This window comes from Streptomyces sp. NPDC041124, assembly GCF_055592385.1.
On the sequence record NZ_JBVIYR010000007.1, the window covers coordinates 427,760 to 450,662 of the forward strand.

Consider the following 22,903-nt stretch of genomic DNA (forward strand, 5'->3'; position numbering starts at 1 on the left):
GTTGCCTCGCCGCCGAAAACACCCGGGGCGGCCCTCAGTTCGCGGTGACCACCGCGGCCTGCGGGCGGATCGGCAGCCGGTTGACCGGGCGTCCGGTGGCGGCCCGTACCGCGGAGGCGATGGCCGCCGGGGAGGTCACCACCGGTACCGCGCTGACCGCCTTCGCGCCGAACGGCGCGACCACGTCCCGCTCCTCGACCAGCTTCACGATGTGGATGTCCGGCGCGTCCAGCGCGGTCGGCAGGGCGTAGCCGGTGAGGTCGGGGTGGCGGACCAGTCCGCGCGGGGTGCGCAGGTTCTCGGTGAGCGCCGCGCCCAGGCCCTGGGTCACGCCCGCCTCGATGCGCGCGGCGAGTTGCGCCGGGTTCAGCACCCGGCCCACGTCCTGGGCGACCGCCAGTTCCACGACCCGTACCGAGCCGATCTCGATGTCGACGTCGACCACCGCGCGGATCGCGCAGAAGGCCATGCCGACGAAGGCGTCGCCCTGGCCCGCCTCGTCCAGCGGCTCCGTCGGGTGCGGACGGCACTGGGCGGTGGCCCACAGTTCCTTGCCGTCCAGCGCCTCGGTGACGGTCGTGGACAGTACGCCGTCGTACGAGGTGATCTTGCCGTCGGTGATCTGGAGCAGCTCGGTGGACATGCCGAACTGATGCGCGAGCGGCTGGAGGAGCTGGGTGCGGACCATCTTCGCCGCGCGTTCGACGGCGCCGCCCGACACCCAGGTGTGCCGGCCGCGGCAGCCGGGCCCGGCCGGGGGCTGGTCGGTGTCGACGGGCACCACGTGCACCTCGTCGACGCCGAGCGTCTCCTGGACGATCTGCCGGGCCAGGGTGGAGAAGCCCTGGCCGGTCTCGACGGCCGCGCACAGCACGGTCGCCACGCCGTCCTGGACCCGCACGGTGGCGGTGGACACCTCGTCGGTGCCCTCCGCGCCGAGCATGTGCACCATGCCCAGGCCGTAGCCGACGCCCCGGCGCACCGCTCCCGGCTCCCCCGCGCCCTCGGGTCCGCCGGGCAGCAGCCACTCGTCCTCGGGGGTGTCCTTGGGCAGCGGCGGCAGCGGGAAGTCGCGCACCGCCTCGAGGAGTTCGGCGACGGGGGCCGGGCAGGTCACGGTCTGGCCGGTGGGCAGGACGTCGCCGGTGGCCATGACGTTGCGCATGCGCAGGTCCGCCGGGTCGACGCCGAGCTTCTTGGCGAGCTTGTCCATCTGCGCCTCGTAGGCGGCGCACACCTGCATCGCGCCCTCGCCGCGCACGTGGCCGGAGGGCGGGTTGTTGGTGCGGACGGCCCAGCCCTCGATGAAGGCGTTCGGTACGACGTAGGGGCCGCAGGCGAAGGCGACGGCGGCGGCCAGGGCGTCGGAGGAGGTGTCGGCGTAGGCGCCCGCGTCGAGCAGGATCTGCGCCTCGACCTTGACCAGCCTGCCCTCGGCGTCCGCGTGGTGGCGGTAGCGCAGGAGGGTCGGGTGGCGGTGGGTGTGGCCGAGGAAGGACTCCTCGCGGGTGGCGGTGAGCTTCACCGGGCAGCCGGTCTTCAGCGCGAGCAGGCCGAGCGGGAGCTGGAAGCCGCGGTCCTCGCGGTCGGCGGTGGCTCCGGGCACCCCGGTGACGACGACCTTCACCCGGTCGGGTTCCAGGCCGAAGGCCGCGGCGGCGGTGTCCCGGTCGCCGTGCGGGTCGGTGGACGCCAGGTACAGTTCGACGCCGCCGTCCGGGCGGGGCACGGCGAGGCCGGCCTCGGCCCCGATCGGGGCGGGGTCCTGGCGGCCGATCCGGTACAGGCCCTCGACGACGACGTCACCGGCCGCGTCGGGGTCGCCGTGGCGCAGCGGGATGTGCCGGATCAGATTGCCGTCGGGGTGCAGCGGTTCGGCCTCGAAGGCCTGCTCGGGGTCGGTGACCGGATCGAGCACCTCGTACTCGACGATCACCGCGGCGGCGGCCATCCGCGCGGTGTCGGGGTGGTCGGCGGCGACGGCGGCGAGCGGCTCGCCGTGGTGGCGTACCACGTCGGAGGCGAAGACGGGGCGGTCGGCCGTGCCGCGGCCGTGCAGCGCGGCGCCGGGGACGTCCTCGTGGGTGACGACCGCGCGGACACCGGGCATCTCCCGCGCGTGCGTGGTGTCGATGGACACGATGCGGGCGTGCGGGTGCGGGGAGCGCAGCACGGCCGCCCACAGCAGGCCCTCGGCCCACAGGTCGGCGGCGTACGGGAAGGTGCCCTCGGTCTTGGCGCGGGCGTCGGCGGCCGGGAGGGAGACGCCGAGTCCGTGCGGGACCGGTTCCGGCTCCGGGGCGGCCTCGGCGGCCTGCGCGGTGACGGTCTCGCTGCTCACGGCTGGCCTCCGTCCTGGCCGTAGGGCCGGTCGTGGGGCGGTTCCTGGGGATGCTCGTGGGGTCCGGCGGTGCCGAACGCCGAGGGGTTGACGCCGCCGGCGCCGGGGCCCGCCTGGTGCGGGATGCGGGGCGTGTCGGGTGCGCCGTCGGAGTCGGACGCGGAGGACTCGGCGTGCGCCTCGCGCTCGGCGACGACCTCCTTGACGGCGTTCACCACGCCCCGGTAGCCGGAGCAGCGGCACAGGTTGCCGCACAGGGCCTGGCGGGTCTCCAGTTCGGTGGGCGCGGGGTTGCCCTCGAGGAGGTCGTGCAGGGTCATCGCCATGCCGGGGACGCAGAAGCCGCACTGCACGGCGCCGCACCGGGCGAGGGCGCGCTGCACGTCGGAGGGCCGGCCGTCCTGGGCGAGGCCCTCGACGGTGCGGACCTCGCTGCCGGCCGCGGTGACGGCGGGGACGAGGCAGGACGCCACGAGCCGCCCGTCGACCTGCACGTTGCAGGCGCCGCACTCGCCCTGCGAGCAGCCGTCCTTGGCGCCGGCCAGGCCGAGCCGCTCGCGCAGCACGTAGAGCAGCGACTCGCCGATCCAGGCGTCGCCGACGGGCCGGTCGGTGCCGTTGACGCGGAGCACGTAGGAGGCGAGGGGGTGGTCGTCGTGGGGCGCGACCGTGATGCCCGGATCGCCGTCCGGTTCACCGGAGTCGGCCGGGTCGGCCGGTGTCGTGGAACCGTCCGGGGCGCCGGGTGCGGGTGCGTCGTCCGGGGTGCCGGCGGTGGCGGGTTCTGCCGGGGCGCCGGTGGTGTCGTGGGCGCCCTCGGGGGCCTCCGGGGTTCCCGCGGGTCCGGGCAGGGGCTCCGCGGCGCCCTGGGCGCCGGGGTGCGGGTGCTCCCGGATTTCGGCCGGGGCGCCGTCGGTGCCCTCCGGGCCGGTCCGCCACCGCGGCTCCGCGACGCCGTCGGCGGGCGGCTGGGGCGTGCCCGACGAGCGGGGGCCGTCGTGGGCGGCCTGCTCGGGTGCGTCGTGGGCGGCCTGACCGGGGTACTCGTCCGGGGACGGCCGCCCCGGCTCGGGCGCGTGGCCGGCGGGCCGGTGTCCGTCGTGCGCGGGCTGCTCGCCGTACTCGCCCGGGCCGGACGCCGGGTGGGGCGCGTGGTGCTCGTCCCGGCCGGGCTCGTCCGGGGACGGCCGCCCGGGCTCCGACCGGTGGCCGGCGGGCCGGGGTGCGTCGTGGGCGGGCTGCTCGGGCGTGTCGTGGGCGGACTGCCCGCCGTACTCGCCCGGGCCGGACGGCTGGTGGCCCGGTTCGCCGTCGTGCTGCCCGGTGTCCTGGGGGACGCCCGGGACACCGGGGCCCCACGGGCTGCCGATGGACTCGGTGGTGACCCAGGGGGCGGGTGCGCCGCCCGGCAGGGTGGCCGGGGGGGTGCCGCCGCCCCAGTGCTCGACCAGGGAGGAGGTGGTGAACTCGCCCGACTCGTCCGGCAGGTCACCGCCCGCGACGGGGATCGACCACTGGCCGGTGACGTCCTGGCCCGGCGGGGGGTTCTGCGCGGACGGCTCCTCGTAGGCCCACTGCCCGGTGGCACCGGGGTCGTACGCGAACCGGTCCGGCGCCGGGTCCGTCTCGGCGGCCTGCGGGTCGTGCCACTGGGCGCCGTCGGCGGGCGCGCCGGGCACGGCCCAGGTTCCGGTGCCCGCCGGGTCGGTGCCCGCCGTCGTCGCGGGCGTGACCGTTATCTGCGGCGGCACGAAGCCGTGGCCGGGCGCGGCCAGGGGGGTCTCCATGGCGTCCAGGAGCGCGTCGATGCCCCCCTCGGGGAGGTTGACGAAGGCGGTGGCGCCGTCGTCGTAGTCGCCCTGGGGCAGCGGGTCCCAGCGGCCGCCGCCCGGGGGCGTGCCCCCTCCGTCGTGCTGGTCGTCGGTCACGACAGCGCCCTCCCCAGTGCTCGTCGGGCCAGCGCGGCGACGGTGCGCCGCAGGTGCAGTACCGCGGGCGGAAGCGGTGGGACGGTGCCGTCCTCGCCGGGGGCGGCGTCGGGAATGCAGGCCGCGGCGACGTACTCCCCGAACGCGCTCAGTGCCTCGGGCACGATCGCGCGGTTGTTGTCCCAGTCGATGAGCTGCGCGACCCACTGCTCGGCCTCCAGGGGCCGCAGCGGCATCGGCGCGATGGCGCCCACCGCGCAGCGCACCCCGCGGCGGGCGGGGTCGAGCACGAGGGCGACGGAGGCGACCGCGCGGCCGGGGCCGGTGCGGCCGGTGGCCTTGAGGAAGACCTGGGGGGCGTGCAGCAGCGGTACGCGCACGTAGCCGATGAGTTCACCGGGGCGCAGCAGGTCCATGCCGGCCAGCAGGTGCGACACCGGGACCTCGCGGCGGGCTCCGTCCGGGCCGGCGACGACCAGCGTCGCCTCCAGGGCGGCCAGTACGGGCAGCGCGTCCCCGGTGGGGGCGGCGGAGGCGATGTTGCCGCCGAGGGTGCCGGCGTTGCGGATGTGCGGGGGTCCCGCGGCCCGCGCGGAGGCGGCGAGCGCGGGGATGAGGGCGGCGAAGTCGGGGCGTCCCATCCGGGCGTGGGTGAGACCGGCGCCGAGCAGCGCGTGTCCGTCCAGGTACTGCCAGCCGCGGATCTCGCTGATCTTGCCGAGGCCGACCAGCGCGGCGGGCCTGAGCTGCCCGGAGTTGACGGCGGCCATCAGGTCGGTGCCGCCCGCGACGGGCACGGCGGCGGGCACGGCCGTGAGCGCCGCCACGGCCTCGTCCAGGGTCGTGGGCAGCGTCACGGCCTGCGCCGCCTGCGGTGCGTGCGTGCTCAAAACCGGCTGCCCCTTCCCGCGGCCCCACCTGGTCCACCTGGTCCGCCTGTGCGCCGTACGGTACGTGCTCACAGGGCGGACGAGGCAACTCTGGCACATCTTGGCAGCCGCCGAAGACGGGGGTCCGCTAGGTGGCATTCGCCCACCTCACCCCGGACATGGACGATTTGGCCGGTCATCGCCGGTGCGGCACACAGGGGCCCGCTTCGGCCGCTCTCGTGCCCGTATCGCCCGACCCGTTCGGCCGGGAGCGAACGCCTGCGCGGCATCCGTCCGGTGCCCCGGAACGGGCGGGCACCCCGGGGCCGGGGAGCGACGGGCTACCGGTGGGGCGGCGGGCCGTCGACCGGGCGTCCCAGCACGCCCGGGCGCCGCTGCCAGGGCAGCGGTCCGGTGGGTGGCCGGTAGGCGACGCCGAGGGCGTCCAGGCGCCGGTAGTGGGCCTCCATCCGCCGTTCGAAGCCGGCGAAGTCCCGGTCGGCGGGGGCGGGCAGGTCGCTCCAGGCGACCTCGGCGAGCGCGGCGAGCCGGGGGAAGGTCTGGTAGTCGACGCGCCCCTGGTCCTCCATCACCTCGGTCCACACGTTGGCCTGGGTGCCCAGGATCCGCGCGGTCTCCTCCGGCGTCAGCTCCGCCGGTACGGGCTCGAACCGGTAGACGTCCTCCAGCGTGCGCACATACCCGATGGGCACCGGCTCGTCGGGGCCCGCGTCCTGACGGTGGTCCAGGTAGACCTGCTGCTCGGGGCACATGACCACGTCGTGTCCCGCGCGGGCGGCCGTCACACCGGCCGCGTAGCCGCGCCAGGAGGACACCGCGGCGCCGGGTGCCAGGCCGCCCTCCAGGATCTCGTCCCAGCCGATCAGCCTGCGCCCCCGTGCGGTGAGCCACCGGTCGAAGTGTCCGGTGAACCAGGCCTGGAGCGCCTCCTCGTCCGCGAGTCGGAGGGCGCGGATGCGCTGCTGCGCGGTCTTTGAGGCGCGCCACTGGTCCTTGACGCATTCGTCGCCGCCGATGTGCACGAACGACGAGAACGGTCCGGCGTCCGCGGGGAACAGTTCCAGGACTTCTGCGAGGACGCCTTCGTAGAAGCGCAGGGTGGTGTCGGTGGGGGCGAGGACGTTCGGATTGATCCCCCAGGTGTCCCAGACGGTCAGGGAGGCGGTGTCGACGACATCGGAGTTGCCGAGTTCCGGATATGCGGCGATCGCGGCCTGCGAGTGTCCGGGCACGTCGATTTCGGGGACGACTCCGATATGCCGTTCGGCGGCGTAGGCGACGATCTCGCGGATGTCGTCCCGCGTGTAGTGACCGCCGTGCGGCCTGTCGTCCCACAACGGTGAGGCGCGGTGGCCGATTTTCGTGCGGGCGCGCCAGGAGCCGACTTCGGTGAGCTTCGGGTACCGCTGGATCTCGATGCGCCAGCCCTGGTCGTCCGTCAGGTGGAGGTGCAGGACGTTGAGTTTGTGCGCCGCCATCAGATCGAGATAGCGCAGCACGCCTTCCTTGGGCATGAAGTGCCGGGCGACGTCCAGCATCAGGCCGCGCCAGCGCAGGCGGGGGGCGTCCTCGATGATCTGGTGCGGGATCGCGCGGGTGCGGCCGGGCCGTACGGGCGCCCTGCGGAAGGCGTCCGGTCCGAGCAGCTGGCGCAGCGTCTGGGCACCCCAGAAGACTCCGGCCGCGCTGCCGCCGGTGATCTCGATCCCCCGGTCGGCGACGACGGCTAGGCGGTACGCCTCGGGTGCGAGGGCCGCGTCGACGCGCAGCCGCAGGCTGTCGCGGGCGTCCTCGGGGCCGGGCCGCAGCGGCAGGCCCAGGGCCGGGCCGAGCGTGGCGCGCAGCCAGCGTTCGGTGGTCCCCGTGCCGGGGCCGGCCCACAGCGTGGTGCCGGGGGTCAGCTCGGCACCGCCCCGCCCCGGCCCCCGAACGACGCGGGGTGCGGGGACGAGGTCATCCGTGGTGGAGGTCACGTCGGTCATGTCGGTCCTTTACCGCGCCGCCCGGTCCGGAGGCCGGACGCCGCTGCACGAGTTCGGAGAAGACCGGTGGCGGAATCGTCATCGCGGTGGACGCCGCCATGAGCCCGCCCCGGTCCGGGTCATCGGGTGTGCGGAAGGCGAGCGGGCGCCATCGGCGGGGTGGACCGCGAGATGTCGCTGAGGTCGGACGACGCGGCGGACAGGAAGGCGTTCCGGGCGGAGACGGAGGAAGACCGGGCCGGTCGCCGCGGGGCCCGGCGGGGCCAGGGGAAAAAGGAGCTGCCGGAGAAGGCGCGCGCGGCCCGCCCCGCCGGTGTGGGCGGCCGGGTTCCTGCCGCCCGGACGCCCGCCGGCAGGGGACCACGTCGGCGACCAGCGGCTCCGCGCTCTCGGCGGGCCGTCCCGGACGCCGTGCGAACCGGTGCACAAGATTCACCGGGGCCCCCCGTCCTGGCGCACGAGGCTCACGGTTCCTCCCCCTGGCGGCGCGGATCTCCTCGGCGGCGGGGATCGACTCGGCCCGGGCCCGCGGGGCGTCGGGGCCGAGTTCACCGTCCCCCTACACCGCCAGGGCGAGTTGCAGCATGTGCAATGACGATTCCGCTGTGCACAACACATGCGAGGCTAGTGACTCGGGGGACCACGCCACAAGAGGTCTCCACCACTCGTGGCCGGCGGGCGCACCCGCGCCACGCAGGGGCAGCACGAAGGCCCCCGCGGCGCGCACCGCGCACCTGGGGGCCTCGGAAAGTCAGGACCGGCGAAGGCGGGAGCCGAGGAGGCTACTTGTCGCCCTTGCCCTTGCCCTTGTCGTCGCCGCCGGCGCCCATGGACTCGTAGATGTCCTTGCACATGGGGCAGACCGGGTACTTCTTCGGGTCACGGCCGGGCACCCAGACCTTGCCGCACAGCGCCACGACGGGCGTGCCGTCGAGGGCGCTCGCCATGATCTTGTCCTTCTGGACGTAATGGGCGAAGCGCTCGTGGTCGCCGTCACCGTGGGACGTCTGCGGCGTCGGCTCGACGAGGGTCCCCGTACCAGTCCCGCGCTCGGGCTCAAGAGTGCTCATAACTGCCAAGGGTACTGAAGCCGACGGGCATCAGTTGAGCGAAGGGTCGTCCGGATAGGTGGCCACCATCGCCAGCTCACTGCGCTGGCGGCGCAGCACCTCGCGCCAGAGCCGCTCGGGGAACGGGGAGGACACGTCACCGGGCTCCGACTCCACGACGTACCAGGCGCCGTCCACCAGCTCGTCCTCCAGCTGGCCGGGCCCCCATCCGGCGTATCCGGCGAAGATCCGCAGGGAGCCGAGGACGGAGGCGAGCAGCTCCGGCGGCGCCTCCAGGTCGACCAGCCCGATCGCGCCGTGCACCCGGCGCCAGCCCAGGGGCGCGGCCTTGGCCGTCGTCCCGCCCGGGACGACGGCGACACCGAGGGCCGAGTCCAGCGACACCGGCCCGCCCTGGAAGACGACCCCGGGCTCGCCGGCCAGATCGGCCCAGCCCTCGAGGATGTCGCCGACGTCCACCGGCGTCGGACGGTTGAGGACGACGCCGAGCGAGCCCTCCTCGTCGTGGTCGAGGAGGAGCACCACCGCGCGGTCGAAATTCGGGTCCGCCAGAGCGGGAGTGGCCACGAGCAGCCGCCCTGTGAGCGAGGACACCTCGGTCATGCCAGACATGATCCCGCATTCGCCCTTCGCGCGGGGAGGCAACGGGGGTACGGGAGTGAACGCAGCTCAGGGCAGACGGGGGCACGCCCGGCGCACACGGGCCCGCGGTGACCGCTCGTGGCCGCCCCCGAACGGGGCGTGTTGTGACAGAGCCATGACGCCTTCGGTCCGTCCACGGGCTTACAGAGAGGGGGCCCGGGGCGATTACCCTGTGGCATTCAGGCCCTGCCCCCCCTCCCCACGGAACGCGAGATTCATGACCGTCAACGACGTCGATGACGTACTGCTTGTCCACGGCGGCACCCCGCTGGAGGGCGAGATCCGTGTCCGCGGCGCGAAGAACCTCGTGCCGAAGGCCATGGTCGCCGCGCTGCTCGGCAGCGCACCCAGCCGCCTGCGCAACGTCCCGGACATCCGTGACGTCCGGGTGGTACGGGGTCTCCTGCAACTGCACGGCGTGACGGTACTCCCGGGGGACGAACCGGGCGAACTGGTGCTCGACCCCACGCGGGTGGAGAGCGCCAACGTCGCTGACATCGATGCCCACGCCGGCTCCTCGCGGATCCCGATCCTGTTGTGCGGTCCGCTGCTGCACCGGCTCGGGCACGCGTTCATCCCGGGCCTGGGCGGCTGCGACATCGGCGGACGGCCCATCGACTTCCACTTCGACGTGCTGCGCCAGTTCGGCGCGACCATCGAGAAGCGGGCGGACGGCCAGTACCTGGAGGCCCCGCAGCGGCTGCGCGGCACCAAGATCCGGCTGCCGTACCCGTCCGTCGGCGCGACCGAGCAGGTGCTGCTGACGGCGGTGCTCGCGGAGGGTGTCACCGAGCTGTCCAACGCGGCGGTGGAGCCGGAGATCGAGGACCTGATCTGCGTCCTGCAGAAGATGGGCGCGATCATCGCGATGGACACCGACCGGACGATCCGCATCACCGGTGTGGACCGACTCGGCGGCTACACCCACCGGGCCCTCTCCGACCGCCTGGAGGCCGCCTCGTGGGCGTCCGCCGCGCTGGCCACCGAGGGCAACATCTACGTCCACGGCGCCCAGCAGCGCTCGATGATGACGTTCCTGAACACCTACCGCAAGGTCGGCGGCGCCTTCGAGATCGACGACGAGGGCATCCGTTTCTGGCACCCCGGCGGGCAGTTGAAGTCCATCGCGCTCGAGACGGACGTGCACCCGGGTTTCCAGACCGACTGGCAGCAGCCGCTGGTGGTCGCGCTGACCCAGGCGACGGGCCTGTCGATCATCCACGAGACGGTCTACGAGTCCCGCCTCGGATTCACCTCCGCGCTCAACCAGATGGGCGCGCACATCCAGCTGTACCGCGAGTGCCTGGGCGGCTCGAACTGCCGCTTCGGCCAGCGCAACTTCCTGCACTCGGCGGTCGTCTCGGGACCGACCCGCCTCCAGGGCGCCGACCTGGTCATCCCCGACCTGCGCGGCGGCTTCTCCTACCTCATCGCCGCCCTCGCCGCCCAGGGCACCTCCCGCGTCCACGGCATCGGCCTGATCAACCGCGGCTACGAGAACTTCATGGACAAGCTCATGGAACTCGGCGCGAAGGTCGAACTCCCCGGCAAGGCCCTCGGCTGACGCCACCCGCCCGCACACGCCGCTGGGGCGGTCACCCATTCCGGGTGACCGCCCCAGCGGCGTATGTGCGAGCGCCCCACAGGGGCGCGGGGAACTGCGCGATCAGCCACGGACTGCCCGCAGCCGCCCACGGCGCCCGGCCTGGACGGCGCTCAGGCACCCTCGCTTACTTGCCCTTGGCCGCTTCCTTGAGCTTCGAGCCCGCGGAGACCTTCACGCTGTAGCCGGCCGGAATCTGGATCGGCTCACCGGTCTGCGGGTTGCGCGCGGTACGAGCGGCCCGGTGGGTGCGCTCGAAGGTCAGGAAGCCGGGGACGGTGACCTTCTCGTCGCCCTTGGAGACGATCTCGCCGACGACCTCGGCGAACGCGGCCAGCACGGCGTCGGCGTCCTTGCGGGTCACCTCGGCGCGGTCGGCCAGCGCGGCCACCAGCTCACTGCGGTTCATGTTCTTACTCCCGTGTTCTTCTTGCCGTTGAGGCGTGCCACGCGGCGGAGCCGCATGCAGGGCACGGCGAAGCCGATGCTGCCAGGTTCCTCGGTGAGTCCCCGGACCCGGGTCCGTCGTCAGACCCTCGCGCCCAGGGACGCATCCTGCCCCTACCTGCGGCGGTAATGCCAATCCGGCACCCGCAGGAAGGCGTGAGAACACCCGAGGGAGTCACACGAGAAGCGCCACGGGCGGCGTGCGGTGACGCTCCGTCCACTTCCGGCGGCGGACAGCGAAGGGCCGCCACAGCCCGGATCCGGCCGCCCACGATAGAGGGCGGCCGAGCACTACGGGTTCCACGCCACGCCGTTTCGAAACGCCGTGGCGATCCTCACAGGCCGTCCCCCGCCCGGTGTCTAGGCCCCCGCGGCCTTCGCCGCGTCGCGCACCGCACCGGCGACCGCGCCCGCGACCTTGTCGTTGAACACGCTGGGGATGATGTAGTTGGGGTTCAGTTCGTCCTCGGTCACCACATCCGCCAGCGCCTTGGCGGCGGCCAGCATCATCTCCGTGTTGACGGTGCGGGACTGGGCGTCCAGCAGACCGCGGAACACTCCCGGGAACACCAGCACGTTGTTGATCTGGTTGGGGAAGTCGGAGCGGCCGGTGGCCACAACGGCCGCCGTCTGACGGGCGATTGCCGGGTCGACCTCGGGATCGGGGTTCGCGAGCGCGAACACGACGGCACCGTCGGCCATCGCCGCGACGTCCTCGCCGTCGAGGACGTTGGGGGCGGAGACGCCGATGAAGACGTCCGCACCGCGCACGGCCTCCTTCAGCGTGCCGGTGAGGTTCTCGGGGTTGGTGTTGTCGGCGATCCAGCACAGGGCGGAGCCGGGGGCGGCGTCCACCAGGTCCTCGCGGCCCGCGTGGACGACTCCGTGGATGTCGGCCACCACGGCGTTCTTCACGCCGGCGGCGAGCAGCAGCTTCAGGATGGCCGTGCCGGCCGCGCCGGCGCCGGACATCACGACGCGGATGCCGTCGATCGACTTGCCGGTGACGCGCAGCGCGTTGGTGAGCGCGGACAGGACGACGATCGCGGTGCCGTGCTGGTCGTCGTGGAAGACGGGGATGTCGAGCGCCTCGCGCAGCCGGGCCTCGATCTCGAAGCAGCGGGGTGCGGAGATGTCCTCGAGGTTGATGCCGGCGAAGCCCGGGGCGATGGCCTTGACGATCTCGACGATCGCGTCGGTGTCCTGGGTGTCCAGGCAGATCGGCCAGGCGTCGATGCCGGCGAACCGCTTGAAGAGGGCCGCCTTGCCCTCCATGACCGGCAGCGCGGCCTTGGGGCCGATGTTGCCCAGGCCCAGCACCGCGGAGCCGTCCGTCACGACCGCAACGGAGTTGCGCTTGATGGTGAGGCGGCGGGCGTCCTCGGGGTTCTCGGCGATCGCCATGCACACCCGGGCCACGCCCGGGGTGTACACCATGGAGAGGTCGTCACGGTTGCGGATGGGGTGCTTCGACGCCATCTCGATCTTGCCGCCGAGGTGCATCAGGAACGTACGGTCGGAGACCTTGCCCAGGGTGACGCCCTCGATGCCGCGCAACTGTTCGACGATCTCGTCGGCGTGGGCGGTGGAGGTGGCGGCGATGGTGACGTCGATGCGGAGCCGTTCGTGGCCGGACGCCGTCACGTCGAGGCCGGTCACCGAGCCTCCGTGGGACTCGACTGCCCCGGTGAGCTGGGAGACCGCGGTTCCACCCGCGGGCACCTCCAGCCGGATGGTCATCGAGTAGGAGACGCTGGGCGCCGTTGCCATGGCCGACTTCCTCTGCTTTTACCGTGTCGCGAATGTGCTGTCCGATCGTCGCACCTACCACTGAGTACGCGGTAGCCGCCTGGGATTGCGGACGTTTTGTTCACGGCGCCTACCGTATGACGGAATACAATTTCCACGGAATGAGAGGTGCGGGGGCGACACGGCAAAGAGGTCCACGTCTTGTGACGTGGACCTCTGGATGCTTGTGACACCGACCCGCCATGCTCGCCTCGCGGCAAGTGGTCGCTCGTAGCGACGAAGGTTGGGCCCGGGGGCTTGGATCGGGCCGGTGCCACGTCCAGGCTAACAAACGGATGCCGTAAGACCATTCCCGTGGCACAACCGCTTTTCCGACGGCGCCCGGCACCGCGCCCGGCGCCGTCAGTCCCTCAGCAGATCGGGCACCCCGTCGGCATCGGGTTCGTCGCGGCCCGTCGAGACCACCGTGAGCTGCTGCGTGGCCCGGGTGAGGGCGACGTACAGCACGCGCAGGCCCGCGGGGGACTCGTCGGCGATCTCCGCGGGGGAGACGACGATCGAGGCGTCGTACTCCAGGCCCTTGGCCTCCAGGCTGCCGAGCGCCACCACGCGGTCGCCGAGCCCTTCCAGCCAGCGGGCGGCCTCCTCGCGGCGCTGCATGGCGACGACCACGCCGACGGTGCCGTCCACACGCTCCAGCAGCCGGGCCGCCTCCGCGCGCACGGTCTCCCCCAGCGACTCCGCCGCCACGGCGAACCGCGGCAGCACCCCCGTCGACCGCACGGCCCGCGGCGACGCGGAGCCGGGCATGGCGAGGGCGAGCACCCTGGACGCCAGCCCGGCGATCTCCGCGGGGTTGCGGTAGTTCACCGTGAGCTCGAAGCGGCGGCGCGGGCGGCTGCCGAGGGCCTCGTCGCGGGCCTGGGCGGCCTCGTCGGGGTCGGACCAGGACGACTGGGCCGGGTCGCCGACGACCGTCCAGGTGGCGTGCCGGCCGCGGCGGCCGACCATGCGCCACTGCATCGGCGTGAGGTCCTGCGCCTCGTCCACGATGACGTGCGCGTACTCGACGCGCTCCTGGGCCAGCCGCTCGGCCCGCTCACGCTGGGACTCCTCGCGCACCGGCATCAGCTCCTCCAGGCCGGTGAGCTGGTCCAGCGGGTCGAGCTCACGCTTCCTGCGGGGGCGCGCGGGGGCGCCGAGGAGCGCCTGGAGTTCGTCGAGCATCGCGATGTCGTGGACGGAGCGCCCCTCCCGCTTCAGCGAGCGGGCGACCCTGCGGACCTCGCCCGGGTTGAGGATCCGCCGGGCCCAGCGGCCGAGGCTCCGCTCGTCGGCCATGGCGTCCAGCACGGCGGCCGGGGTCAGCTCGGGCCACCAGGCGTCGAGGAAGGCGGTGAAGTCGTCCTCGGAGGTGATGTCCTCGTCGAAGGAGGAGCGCAGCTCGGCGGCCAGCTCCGGGTCGGTGTGCCGGCCCGCGGCGCCGGATCGCTCCCACAGGGCGTCCAGGAGCAGCTTGCGGGCGCGGGGGCGCAGCAGGTTGACGGGGGCGGTGCCGCCGAGGGCGGTGCGGCGGACGGCGTCCAGTTCCTCCGCCTCCAGCTCCAGGCGGCGGCCGAAGGCGACGACCCGCAGCCGCCGCGGCGGATCGTTTCGTTCCAGCGTTCCGCGGGCGGCCTTCCGCAGCACCTTGAGCATCCGGTACGAGCCCTTGGCGCGGGCCACCGGCGGGGAGTCGTACAGCGTCGCCTCGGCGCCGTCGACGAGGGAGCCGATGGCGCGGATGGCGACCTGGCCCTCCTCGCCGAGGGAAGGCAGCACGCCTTCGGTGTAGGCGACGAGGAGCGGGGTGGGCGAGACGATCAGGATGCCGCCCGCGTACCGGCGCCGGTCCTGGTAGAGGAGGTAGGCCGCGCGGTGCAGGGCGACGGCGGTCTTGCCGGTGCCGGGGCCGCCCTCGACGTACGTCACGGAGGCGGCGGGGGCGCGGATGACCAGGTCCTGTTCGGCCTGGATGGACGCGACGATGTCGCGCATGGTGTGCGTACGGGCCTGGCCGAGCGCGGCCATCAGGGCGCCGTCGCCGATCACCGGCAGCTCGCGGCCGTCCAGGGACGCCTTCAGCTCGGGGCGCATCAGGTCGTCCTCGACGCTGCGCACCCGGCGGCCCTTGGAGCGGATCACGCGGCGCCGCACGACGCGGCCGGGGTCGACCGGGGTGGAGCGGTAGAACGGGGCGGCCGCGGGGGCCCGCCAGTCGATGACCAGCGGGGCGTAGTCCTCGTCGAGGACACCGATCCGGCCGATGTGCAGGGTCTCGGCGATGTCGGCGGTGTTGTCGTCCCTGATGGCCCCGTCGGCGGGCTCGACGGCGGTGTACGCGCCGTCCGGGCCCTTCTTGCCGTCCTTGCCGGGCAGCAGGTCGATCCGGCCGAAGAGGAAGTCCTCGTACTCGTTGTTCAGCCGGTTGAGGTGGATGCCGGCCCGGAAGACCTGGGCGTCCCGTTCGGCGAGGGCGCCGGGCGTACCGACGTGGCCGCGCCGGGCGGCGTCGGCCATGAGGAACTCCGCCTCGTGAATTTTCTCCTCGAGGCGCCGGTACACCCGGTCCAGGTGTTCCTGTTCGACTCGGATCTCGCGGTCCCGAACGGAGTCGTGAACCGTTTCGACCGCGGTTTCCTGTTGAGCCTGAGCGGCCACCGGGCCCCCTTCTGACGTGCTGGGCAGCCGTCAACCGTACGCGAAGGGGGCACCGGACGGCTACGCGTCGACCTCGACCAGCACGTCGCCGTCGAAGGACATGACCTCGAAGTGGTCGATGTCGTTCGGGTCGAAGGCCGCGCCGCCCTCGATGTAGAGCGGCTGCCTGCCCTTGTCGGACGTGGCGTCCGGCATGCCGTAGCCCCACTCCGGGACGGACCAGGAGGTGACGGTCTCCCGCTCGCCGTTCTTGCCGACGGCGATCAGCGAGCACTTCAGCGGCCCGGTGACGTTCTTCAGCTCCAGCACCGTGCCGGTGCCCCAGGTCTTCTCCTCCAGCGCCACGGTCGCGGTGACCTTGGTGCCGGGGTCGGTCGCGGAGATCTTGTCGGAGATGCCGTCGAAGGCGTCCTTGGCCGAGTCGGCCGCCAGCGTCCGGCTGGTGCCGCTCCCGCCTCCGCCCTCGCCGTCCCCGCCGCTCGCGGCGACGGCCACGAACGGACCGCTGACGATCAGCGCGCCCGCGGCGGCCACCATGTAGAAGTTGCGGCGGCGCTTCCTCGCGCGGCGCTCGGCGACCTCGTCCACCAGCTTCTCCACCACGCGGGGCGAGGGCTTCGCGGACAGGGACTCGCCCAGCGCGGGCGTGCCGGTACCGGGCAGGTCCGCGAGCGCGGCCAGCATCGGTTCCATACCGGCGAGTTCGTCGAGCTGCTGGGCGCACCACTCGCAGGAGGCGAGGTGGGCCTCGAAGGCGGTGGCTTCGGCGTCGTCGAGGATGCCGAGGGCGTAGGCGCCGACGGTCTCGTGCTCGTTCGGCACCGGTGATCCCTCCATGGCACCAGACATACCCGTACCGCCCGTGCCGAATCCCTGGTTTCCCCCGTACACACTCATCACGCCGTCACCCCCCGCTCCTCCAGAGCCAGCTTCATCGACCGCAGGGCGTAGAACACACGGGAACGGACGGTGCCGCTCGGTATGCCGAGTGTCTGTGCCGCCTCATTGACGGTACGCCCTTTGAAGTAGGTCTCGACGAGGACCTCCCGGTGAGCCGGGGTCAGGTCGTCGAGCGCGTCCGACAGCGTCATCAGCCACAGCGCCTTGTCGATCTCGTCCTCCGCGGGGATGACCTCCAGCGGCGACGGATCGACCTCCTGCGGCCGGGCCTGCCGGCTGCGGTGGCCGTCGATGACGATGCGCCGGGCGACCGTCACCAGCCAGGGGCGTACCGAACCGGTCGCCCGATTGAGCTGACCGGCGTTCTTCCAGGCACGGATGAGCGTTTCCTGCACGACGTCCTCGGCGCGCTGCCGGTCTCCGGCGACCAGCCGCAGGACGTAGGCCAGCAACGGCCCGGCGTGCTCGCGGTACAGCGCACGCATCAGCTCCTCGTCAGGTTCCGAGGGCTGTGAGGACATGCGATGTCGGGCCCTCGCTCCACGTTCATTGGCCACGGCCGCATCCTTGCGCACGCCCACCTCCGGTGTCCGGGGGATCCCCCAGTCGGTCGCTCGACAACCGGTACGGACGGCGGGGGTGGGGTGTTCAAAGAAAGACGGCGGTTTTCTGCGGGCCGGCGCCCCGACCGGGACATGAACCCACAATTCCCCCGCCGCCTCTTCACATTTCCGACACAGCGGCCGGAGCGATGCCGCGAGGCGGGCGGCGGCCGGAGCGAACGGAGGTGTAACGGACGTCACTTCGGCTGCTGTCCGCTCGGCCCGGTGGACGGAACCGCATGTGCGGCACAGGAGTTGAGGCGGACATTCCGTCAGGCGCGGGCGAGGGCCGCGCGGCGGCGGTGGCGGGCCACGCGTTCCCGGTTCCCGCAGACCTCGCTGGAGCACCAGCGCCGCCTGCGCCCACGGGAGGTGTCGACGTAGACGATGGGGCAGTTGTCGCCCTCGCACTGCCGCAGGCGCGCCCGGGCGGCGGGGTCGGTGAGCAGGTCCACCGCGTCCCGCGCGAGGGCCGCGAGCAGCGCGGCCCGGCCGGGCGGCCCGGCCAGGCGGCGCACCAGGGTGCCGTCCTCCGCGGGCACGGCGCGGGGTGCCGGGGGCGCGGCACGGGCGAGTTCGTTCACCCGGGCCAGCGCGAGGTCGTACGAGGGGACACCGGGCGCGGGCCGGCCGTGCATCAACGGGACGAGCAGCCCGCGCAGTTCACGGAACGCCGACAGCCAGGAGGTGTCCGCGTGGGCCAGCGTGGTGTCCTCGGGCACGAGTCCGGACCCGGCGATCCAGGCGCGCAGTGCCGCAGGGGAGTCGAGCCGTTCCTCGGGATGGGTGGTCGCGAGCAGATCCAGGCAGACCCGCCCGGTGTCGAACCTCAGCTCGTGGGGCGCCGTGACCGTACCCAGTGCCATGTTCCTGCCACCGCCTAGGTGGGCCCCGCACGGGGCCGGTGAGCGATCCGGGAAACCGTTCTCCTCCCACAGTGCCCGCCCGCCACGGCCCCCGGAACCCCCCGCGCTCAGCCGTCCCCGTACTTGGTGTCCGCCGCCGGGTCCAGGGCGAGGCGGTAGCCGCGTTTGACGACCGTCTGGATCAGCTTCGGGGCGCCGAGGGCGGAGCGCAGGCGGGCCATGGCGGTCTCCACCGCGTGCTCGTCGCGGCCCGCGCCCGGCAGGGCGCGCAGCAGCTCGGCGCGGGAGACGACCCAGCCGGGCCGGTGGGACAGCGCCCGCAGCAGGGACATCCCGGCCGGCGGTACCGGTCTGAGCGCGCCGTCCACCAGGACCGCGTGCCCGCGGATCTCGATCCGGTGCCCGGCCACGGGCAGGGCGCGCGCCCGCGCGGGCAGTTCCCGGCAGAGCAACTGGACCAGCGGGCCGAGCCGGAAGCGTTCGGGCTGCACGGTGTCGACGCCGCGGGCCTGCAGGGGCAGCGCGGTGACCGGGCCGACGCAGGCGGACAGCACGTCGTGGCCGAGGGCGGCCAGCAGGTCGTCGAGCAGCCCGCGCTCCTCGGCCCGGGACAGCAGGGACGCGGCGGCGGGCGCGCTGGTGAAGGTGACGGCGTCCAGGGCGCGGGCGAGGACGGCGTCGACGAGACGGTCCACCGGGCCGAGGTCCTCCGGCGGAAGCCACCGGTAGACCGGCACCCCGACCACCTCCGCTCCCGCGGCCCGCAGCGACTCCACGAAACCGGGCAGCGGCTCGCCGTGCAGCTGGACGGCGATCCGCAGCCCGTCGACGCCCTCCTCCAGCAGCCGGTCGAGCACCTCGGCCAGGGACTCCGACGCCGGCGACCACTCCTCGGTCAGACCCGCCGCCCGGATCGCGCCCTTCACCTTCGGCCCGCGCGCCAGGATCCGCACCCCGCGCAGCCGTGCCAGCAGGTCCTCGCCGAGCCCCCAGCCGTCGGCGGCCTCCACCCAGCCCCGGAAGCCGATGGCGGTGGTGGCGACCGCGATGTGCGGGACCTGCCCGATGATGTCCTCGGTGGCGGCCAGCAGTTCGCTGTCGTCGGCGAGCGGCACGATCCGCAGGGCCGGGGCGTGCAGCACGGCGGCCCCGCGCCGCGCCAGCAGCGCGCCCAGCTCGTCGGCTCGGCGCGCCGCGGTCACCCCCACGGTGAATCCCGCGAGAGGACCGTGCTCCGGTGGCTGCTCTTGTTCGTCGTCCATGGTTCTCGTCCCGCGCTCGAGTCGGCGTACCGCAGGGAGGTGCGGCTCCACCTCCCTGCCGGCCGAGCCTGTCAACGATCCGTGACGGGCCCGGTTCGGCTGCATGTCACCAGTGTTACGTCACGTCGCGTCACACGTCGGCGTAGCTGAGCTGCGGCTTCTCCTCGGGAGCCGGGCTCGTGCCACCCGCGCGGGCCGCCGGGCGGCGAAGGTATACCGCCCAGGTGACCGCGAAGCAGACGGCGTAGCAGGCGAGGAACGCGACGAACGCGCCGGTGCCGGAGCCGTAGGAGAGGAAGGACTGGCGGAACGCCAGGTTGATGCCGACCCCGCCGAGCGCGCCGACCGCGCCGATCAGTCCCATGGCCGCCCCGGACAGCCGCCGCCCGTACGCGTCCGCCGCCTCGCCCCGCAGCCCGAGGGCGTGCGCCTTCGCCTGGAAGATGCCGGGGATCATCTTGTACGTCGACCCGTTGCCGAGGCCGGTCAGCACGAACAGCACCACGAAGGCCACGGTGAACAGCGCGAGCGACTTCTGCATGGAGGCGACGATCAGCACCGCCGTCGCCGCGCCCATGGCGACGAAGTTCACCAGCGTGATCCGCGCACCGCCGTACCGGTCGGCGAGCCTGCCGCCCACCGGGCGGATCAGGGAGCCGAGCAGCGGGCCGACGAAGGTCACGTAGGCGGCTTCGAGCGGGGTGCGGTCGAACTGGTTCTGCAGCACCTGCCCGAAGGCGAAGCTGTAGCCGATGAACGAGCCGAAGGTGCCGATGTAGAGGAAGGACATGATCCAGGTGTGCGCGTCGCGCGCGGCGTCCTTGGCGGCGCCGGTGTCGTTGCGCACCGAGGCGAGGTTGTCCATGTACAGCGCGGCGAGCACGGCGGCGAGGACGATCAGCGGGATGTAGAGGCCGAGCAGCACCCTCGGCCCGCCGCTCGCCCCGATGATCGCGAGCGCGACGAGCTGGATCACCGGGACGCCGATGTTGCCGCCGCCGGCGTTCAGACCGAGCGCCCAGCCCTTCTTCCGCAGCGGGAAGAAGGCGTTGATGTTGGTCATGGAGGAGGCGAAGTTGCCGCCGCCGATGCCGGCCAGCAGGCCGACCAGCAGGAACGTGGAGAAGGAGGTGCCCGGCTCCATCACGGCGAACGCGGCGACGGTGGGCACCAGCAGCAGCGCGGCGCTGATCACCGTCCAGTTCCGTCCGCCGAACACCGCGACGGCGAAGGTGTACGGGACCCGGACCACGGCACCGACCAGGGTGACCACCGACGTCAGCAGGAACTTGTCGGCCGGGGTGAGCCCGTACTCGGGGCCCATGAAGAGCACCAGCACGGACCACATCGTCCAGACCGAGAAGCCGATGTGCTCGGACAGCACGGAGAAGAGGAGATTGCGGCGGGCGATCCGCTCTCCGGTGCGGTCCCAGAAGGTCTCGTCCTCCGGGTCCCACTGCTCGATCCAGCGGCCGCTGGGGGCTGTCATGGGGCCTCCACTGTGCTCCGGGGCGCGGACGGGTGCCGCGAGGGGATGGTCCCGAAGGTAGGGAGGGAGCGTTTCCGCGCTGTGGCCCGCGGTGACCGGCAGGGAACGTTGCTCTCACCCGCGGCGGGGGCGGGGTGAGAGGTGTCCGACGGCGGGCGCGGGCGACGCGGTGAGGATCAAGGGCGCGGGGGCTGCCAGTGGGGGTTCTGCTGGGGGTGGGGCGGCGGGGCGGGCTGGGCGTACGGGGTCTGCGGCTGTCCGTACGGGGCGGGCTGGGCGTACGGGCTCTGCGGCTGTCCGTACGGGCCGGGAGCCTGGGCCGGGGCGCCGTAAGCGGCGGGGGCGGGAGGCGCGTACGGCGCGGGCGGCTGCCCGTACGGCATCGGCGGCTGCTGGGGCTGGTGTCCGTGGTGGGGGGCCGGAGCGCCGTACGGGCCGCCGCCGAAGGGGTTTCCGTGGCCCGCGAGGCCGCCCGGGGGCAGGTAGCGGACCCGGCCGGTCCCGTCCGTCACCGGGGCGAAACCGGCGGCCTGGAGCCGGGCCGCGAACTTGGCGTTGCGCCTGCGGGTGACGACCAGGCCGAGGCCGAGGACGGCCATGAGGAGCAGCCAGATCACGGCGGCGATTGCGATGTCCTCGGACGCGCCCCCGAGCCGGAAGGCGATGACGGCGCAGCCGAGGGTGACACCGACGGCGGCGTAGCCCATCCGCTTCTGGGCGCTCCTGCCGGTGAGGTCGAAGTTGATGCGCGCCTTGAGCAGTTCGAAGGCGTCCGGGACCAGGGGCGGCACCGACACACCGTCGCCGGCGTTCGGGTACTGCGCCCAGTTCTGCGCGGCACGGGCGCGGGCCTGCGGACCGGGGTCGGGCACGATCAGCATCTTCAGCTGGCTGTTGTTGGCGCCGCCCTGCCGCACGTCGGCGTACTCGTAGCCGAACTGCTGCGCGATGAAGGCGAGTCGGGCGAGTTTCTTCACGGATGCCATCGCACTGGTGAGCTCGACCGGCTCCCCGCTCGCCATCAGCCGCAGCATCTTCTGTGTCTGCCGCTTGCTCATCCGCACCCGCTCCCCCGCGTCAACCGGTCGCCCCGGTTCACCATCGCAACCGGGGCAGTCTCGCACGAGTGCGCACCGGGCGGTACCGGCGGATCAGACGCGCGCCCGCCGCTTCCCGCTCCCGCCGCGGCCCGCCGAGCCGTCCGGCCACAGCCGGGGCCTGCGCCGGGCCGCGAGGTCCTCCGCCCAGCCGAATGCCACTACGCACCCGGAGATGAGGATCCACGCCAGGACCAGCACCGGCCAGGAGCTCTCCAGCAGCCAGGGCACGTGGAGCTCCAGCGTCTCGAAGCCCCACAGCCGGTCGTAGAGGCCGGCCGCGACCAGGATGCACACGTTGTGCCACAGGTAGATCGTCACCGCGCGGGAGTTGAGCAGCGTGATCAGCCGGTCCCAGCGGCGCAGCCGGCCCGGCCACTCGGCCCACGAGGGGCTGATGTGCAGGAGCAGCAGCACGGTCGCGAACGACCACACGGCCTGCGCGAACGGGATCGAGTCGAGGTCGTGACCGCCGCGGAAACCCTCGTGGAAGGCGTACCAGAGGCCGAAGGCGCCGACGACCGGCGCGAGGGACGGCACGACGTACTGCGGGAGGCGCTTGAGCACGCCCTGCTGGTGGGCCATGCCGAGGATCCAGCAGGCTCCGAAGGTGCCGAAGTCGGTGAGTGCCGAGTCGATCCGCTCACCGGGCAGGGAGAGCCAGCCGGACTGCAGGATGCCGGAGAGCACGAGCGGCGCGGCGATCGTCGGCCACGGCAGCACGCGCAGCGCCTTCAGCAGGAGCGGGGAGAGCAGGACGAACCAGAGGTAGGCGCGGATGTACCAGAGCGGGCCCGCGAGTTCCGCCGCCCAGTCCTCGCCGAGCACGCCCGGGATCCCGGCGAGGCCCTCCGCGTGGGGCGGGTCGCTCAGCGGCAGCACCCAGAAGGCCAGGTGGAGGAACCACCAGCCGGGGTGGCCGTCGTCGTCGGGGCTCCAGCCCTGGGCCAGCATGCCGGACACGCCGATCGCGCCGAGCAGCCACAGCGGCGGCAGCAGCCGGCGCATCCTGCCCCGCACGACCTGGACGGCGGGGCGCTTCAGGGAGCGGGCCATGAGGTTGCCGGCCAGGGCGAACATCACGCCCATGGACGGGAAGAGCACGGGCAGCCAGGCCCAGCCCATCAGGTGGTAGAGGACGACGCGGAACAGGGCGACCGCGCGCAGGAGGTCGAAGTAGCGGTCCCGCGCGGGCGGTCCGGCCGGTCCGGACACTGCCGGAGGGGCCGGGTCGTTCGATCCGTCCGCCGGGTCCGTCGTGTCCGACGCGTCCGTGCCGGTGGGGAGGAGAGGTGCGGTCACGTGCGTGGGTCTTCCTGGTGCGTGGCCGGCGGC

The 22,903-nt window shown here is 73.3% G+C and carries 17 protein-coding genes; 1 reads left to right on the forward strand and 16 read right to left on the reverse strand.

From position 1 onward, the window contains the following. Positions 1-34: 34 nt before the first annotated feature. From ACZ6A9_RS21600 to ACZ6A9_RS21625, 6 genes are all read right to left on the reverse strand, one after another. Positions 35-2,341, reverse strand: a complete 2,307-nt coding sequence (locus ACZ6A9_RS21600; protein ID WP_468987722.1) for a xanthine dehydrogenase family protein molybdopterin-binding subunit — start codon at positions 2,339-2,341, stop codon at positions 35-37. Further along, on the reverse strand, positions 2,338-4,269 hold the full coding sequence (locus tag ACZ6A9_RS21605; RefSeq protein WP_468987724.1) for a (2Fe-2S)-binding protein: 1,932 nt from the start codon (positions 4,267-4,269) through the stop codon (positions 2,338-2,340). Before ACZ6A9_RS21605 ends, ACZ6A9_RS21600 begins: the two co-directional genes overlap by 4 nt. Further along, entirely contained in the window at positions 4,266-5,159 is an 894-nt protein-coding gene (locus ACZ6A9_RS21610; RefSeq protein ID WP_468987726.1) for an FAD binding domain-containing protein, read from the reverse strand. The genes ACZ6A9_RS21605 and ACZ6A9_RS21610 overlap by 4 nt, the downstream gene beginning before the upstream one ends. A 320-nt stretch (positions 5,160-5,479) precedes the next feature. Further along, positions 5,480-7,141: a beta-N-acetylhexosaminidase gene (locus ACZ6A9_RS21615; protein ID WP_468987728.1), complete on the reverse strand. Its 1,662-nt coding sequence runs from the start codon at positions 7,139-7,141 to the stop codon at positions 5,480-5,482. A 782-nt stretch (positions 7,142-7,923) separates the two neighbouring features. Continuing rightward, positions 7,924-8,211 (reverse strand): DUF3039 domain-containing protein, encoded by a 288-nt coding sequence (locus ACZ6A9_RS21620; protein WP_468987729.1) that lies wholly within the window; start codon positions 8,209-8,211, stop codon positions 7,924-7,926. 30 nt (positions 8,212-8,241) lie between these two features. Next, positions 8,242-8,814, reverse strand: a complete 573-nt coding sequence (locus ACZ6A9_RS21625) for a YqgE/AlgH family protein (protein ID WP_468987733.1) — start codon at positions 8,812-8,814, stop codon at positions 8,242-8,244. A 256-nt stretch (positions 8,815-9,070) separates the two neighbouring features. On the opposite strand from ACZ6A9_RS21625, the gene murA reads away from it, so the two are divergent. After that, positions 9,071-10,417, forward strand: coding sequence for a UDP-N-acetylglucosamine 1-carboxyvinyltransferase (gene murA / locus ACZ6A9_RS21630; RefSeq protein ID WP_468987735.1), 1,347 nt, complete (start codon positions 9,071-9,073; stop codon positions 10,415-10,417). A gap of 166 nt (positions 10,418-10,583) precedes the next feature. On the opposite strand, the gene ACZ6A9_RS21635 is transcribed toward murA, so the two are convergent. The 10 genes from ACZ6A9_RS21635 to ACZ6A9_RS21680 form a co-directional block, all read right to left on the reverse strand. Beyond that, positions 10,584-10,865: an HU family DNA-binding protein gene (locus ACZ6A9_RS21635; protein WP_345623372.1), complete on the reverse strand. Its 282-nt coding sequence runs from the start codon at positions 10,863-10,865 to the stop codon at positions 10,584-10,586. A gap of 398 nt (positions 10,866-11,263) precedes the next feature. Further along, complete coding sequence (locus tag ACZ6A9_RS21640; RefSeq protein ID WP_468987737.1) at positions 11,264-12,673, reverse strand: NAD-dependent malic enzyme; 1,410 nt, start codon at positions 12,671-12,673, stop codon at positions 11,264-11,266. A gap of 381 nt (positions 12,674-13,054) precedes the next feature. Then, the gene (locus ACZ6A9_RS21645; protein WP_468987739.1) at positions 13,055-15,352 is read right to left on the reverse strand and encodes a HelD family protein; all 2,298 of its coding nucleotides are present in this window, start codon (positions 15,350-15,352) and stop codon (positions 13,055-13,057) included. 60 nt (positions 15,353-15,412) lie between these two features. Continuing rightward, complete coding sequence (locus ACZ6A9_RS21650; RefSeq protein ID WP_468987741.1) at positions 15,413-16,174, reverse strand: anti-sigma factor family protein; 762 nt, start codon at positions 16,172-16,174, stop codon at positions 15,413-15,415. 74 nt (positions 16,175-16,248) lie between these two features. Next, the gene (locus ACZ6A9_RS21655) at positions 16,249-16,833 is read right to left on the reverse strand and encodes a sigma-70 family RNA polymerase sigma factor (protein WP_004930798.1); all 585 of its coding nucleotides are present in this window, start codon (positions 16,831-16,833) and stop codon (positions 16,249-16,251) included. A gap of 293 nt (positions 16,834-17,126) precedes the next feature. Next, on the reverse strand, positions 17,127-17,720 hold the full coding sequence (locus ACZ6A9_RS21660) for a CGNR zinc finger domain-containing protein (RefSeq protein ID WP_468987743.1): 594 nt from the start codon (positions 17,718-17,720) through the stop codon (positions 17,127-17,129). Between the two features lie 107 nt (positions 17,721-17,827). Continuing rightward, complete coding sequence (locus ACZ6A9_RS21665) at positions 17,828-18,982, reverse strand: uroporphyrinogen-III synthase (RefSeq protein WP_468987745.1); 1,155 nt, start codon at positions 18,980-18,982, stop codon at positions 17,828-17,830. 130 nt (positions 18,983-19,112) lie between these two features. Continuing rightward, positions 19,113-20,471 carry a nitrate/nitrite transporter gene (locus tag ACZ6A9_RS21670; protein ID WP_468987747.1) on the reverse strand — a complete coding sequence of 453 codons (1,359 nt, stop codon included), beginning with the start codon at positions 20,469-20,471 and terminating at the stop codon, positions 19,113-19,115. Between the two features lie 176 nt (positions 20,472-20,647). After that, complete coding sequence (locus tag ACZ6A9_RS21675) at positions 20,648-21,529, reverse strand: hypothetical protein (protein ID WP_468987749.1); 882 nt, start codon at positions 21,527-21,529, stop codon at positions 20,648-20,650. 93 nt (positions 21,530-21,622) lie between these two features. Next, positions 21,623-22,870, reverse strand: coding sequence for an acyltransferase family protein (locus ACZ6A9_RS21680; RefSeq protein WP_468987751.1), 1,248 nt, complete (start codon positions 22,868-22,870; stop codon positions 21,623-21,625). Positions 22,871-22,903: the final 33 nt, after the last annotated feature.

What these genes read in the sequence shown, in the direction of transcription:
- ACZ6A9_RS21640 (WP_468987737.1), bottom strand. Translation starts at nt 12,673, where the DNA reads ATGGCAACGGCGCCCAGCGTCTCCTACTCGATGACCATCCGGCTGGAG.
- ACZ6A9_RS21620 (WP_468987729.1), bottom strand. Translation starts at nt 8,211, where the DNA reads ATGAGCACTCTTGAGCCCGAGCGCGGGACTGGTACGGGGACCCTCGTC.
- ACZ6A9_RS21615 (WP_468987728.1), bottom strand. Translation starts at nt 7,141, where the DNA reads ATGACCGACGTGACCTCCACCACGGATGACCTCGTCCCCGCACCCCGC.
- ACZ6A9_RS21660 (WP_468987743.1), bottom strand. Translation starts at nt 17,720, where the DNA reads ATGGCACTGGGTACGGTCACGGCGCCCCACGAGCTGAGGTTCGACACC.
- ACZ6A9_RS21635 (WP_345623372.1), bottom strand. Translation starts at nt 10,865, where the DNA reads ATGAACCGCAGTGAGCTGGTGGCCGCGCTGGCCGACCGCGCCGAGGTG.
- ACZ6A9_RS21625 (WP_468987733.1), bottom strand. Translation starts at nt 8,814, where the DNA reads ATGACCGAGGTGTCCTCGCTCACAGGGCGGCTGCTCGTGGCCACTCCC.
- murA (WP_468987735.1), top strand. Translation starts at nt 9,071, where the DNA reads ATGACCGTCAACGACGTCGATGACGTACTGCTTGTCCACGGCGGCACC.
- ACZ6A9_RS21665 (WP_468987745.1), bottom strand. Translation starts at nt 18,982, where the DNA reads ATGGACGACGAACAAGAGCAGCCACCGGAGCACGGTCCTCTCGCGGGA.
- ACZ6A9_RS21675 (WP_468987749.1), bottom strand. Translation starts at nt 21,529, where the DNA reads ATGAGCAAGCGGCAGACACAGAAGATGCTGCGGCTGATGGCGAGCGGG.
- ACZ6A9_RS21670 (WP_468987747.1), bottom strand. Translation starts at nt 20,471, where the DNA reads ATGACAGCCCCCAGCGGCCGCTGGATCGAGCAGTGGGACCCGGAGGAC.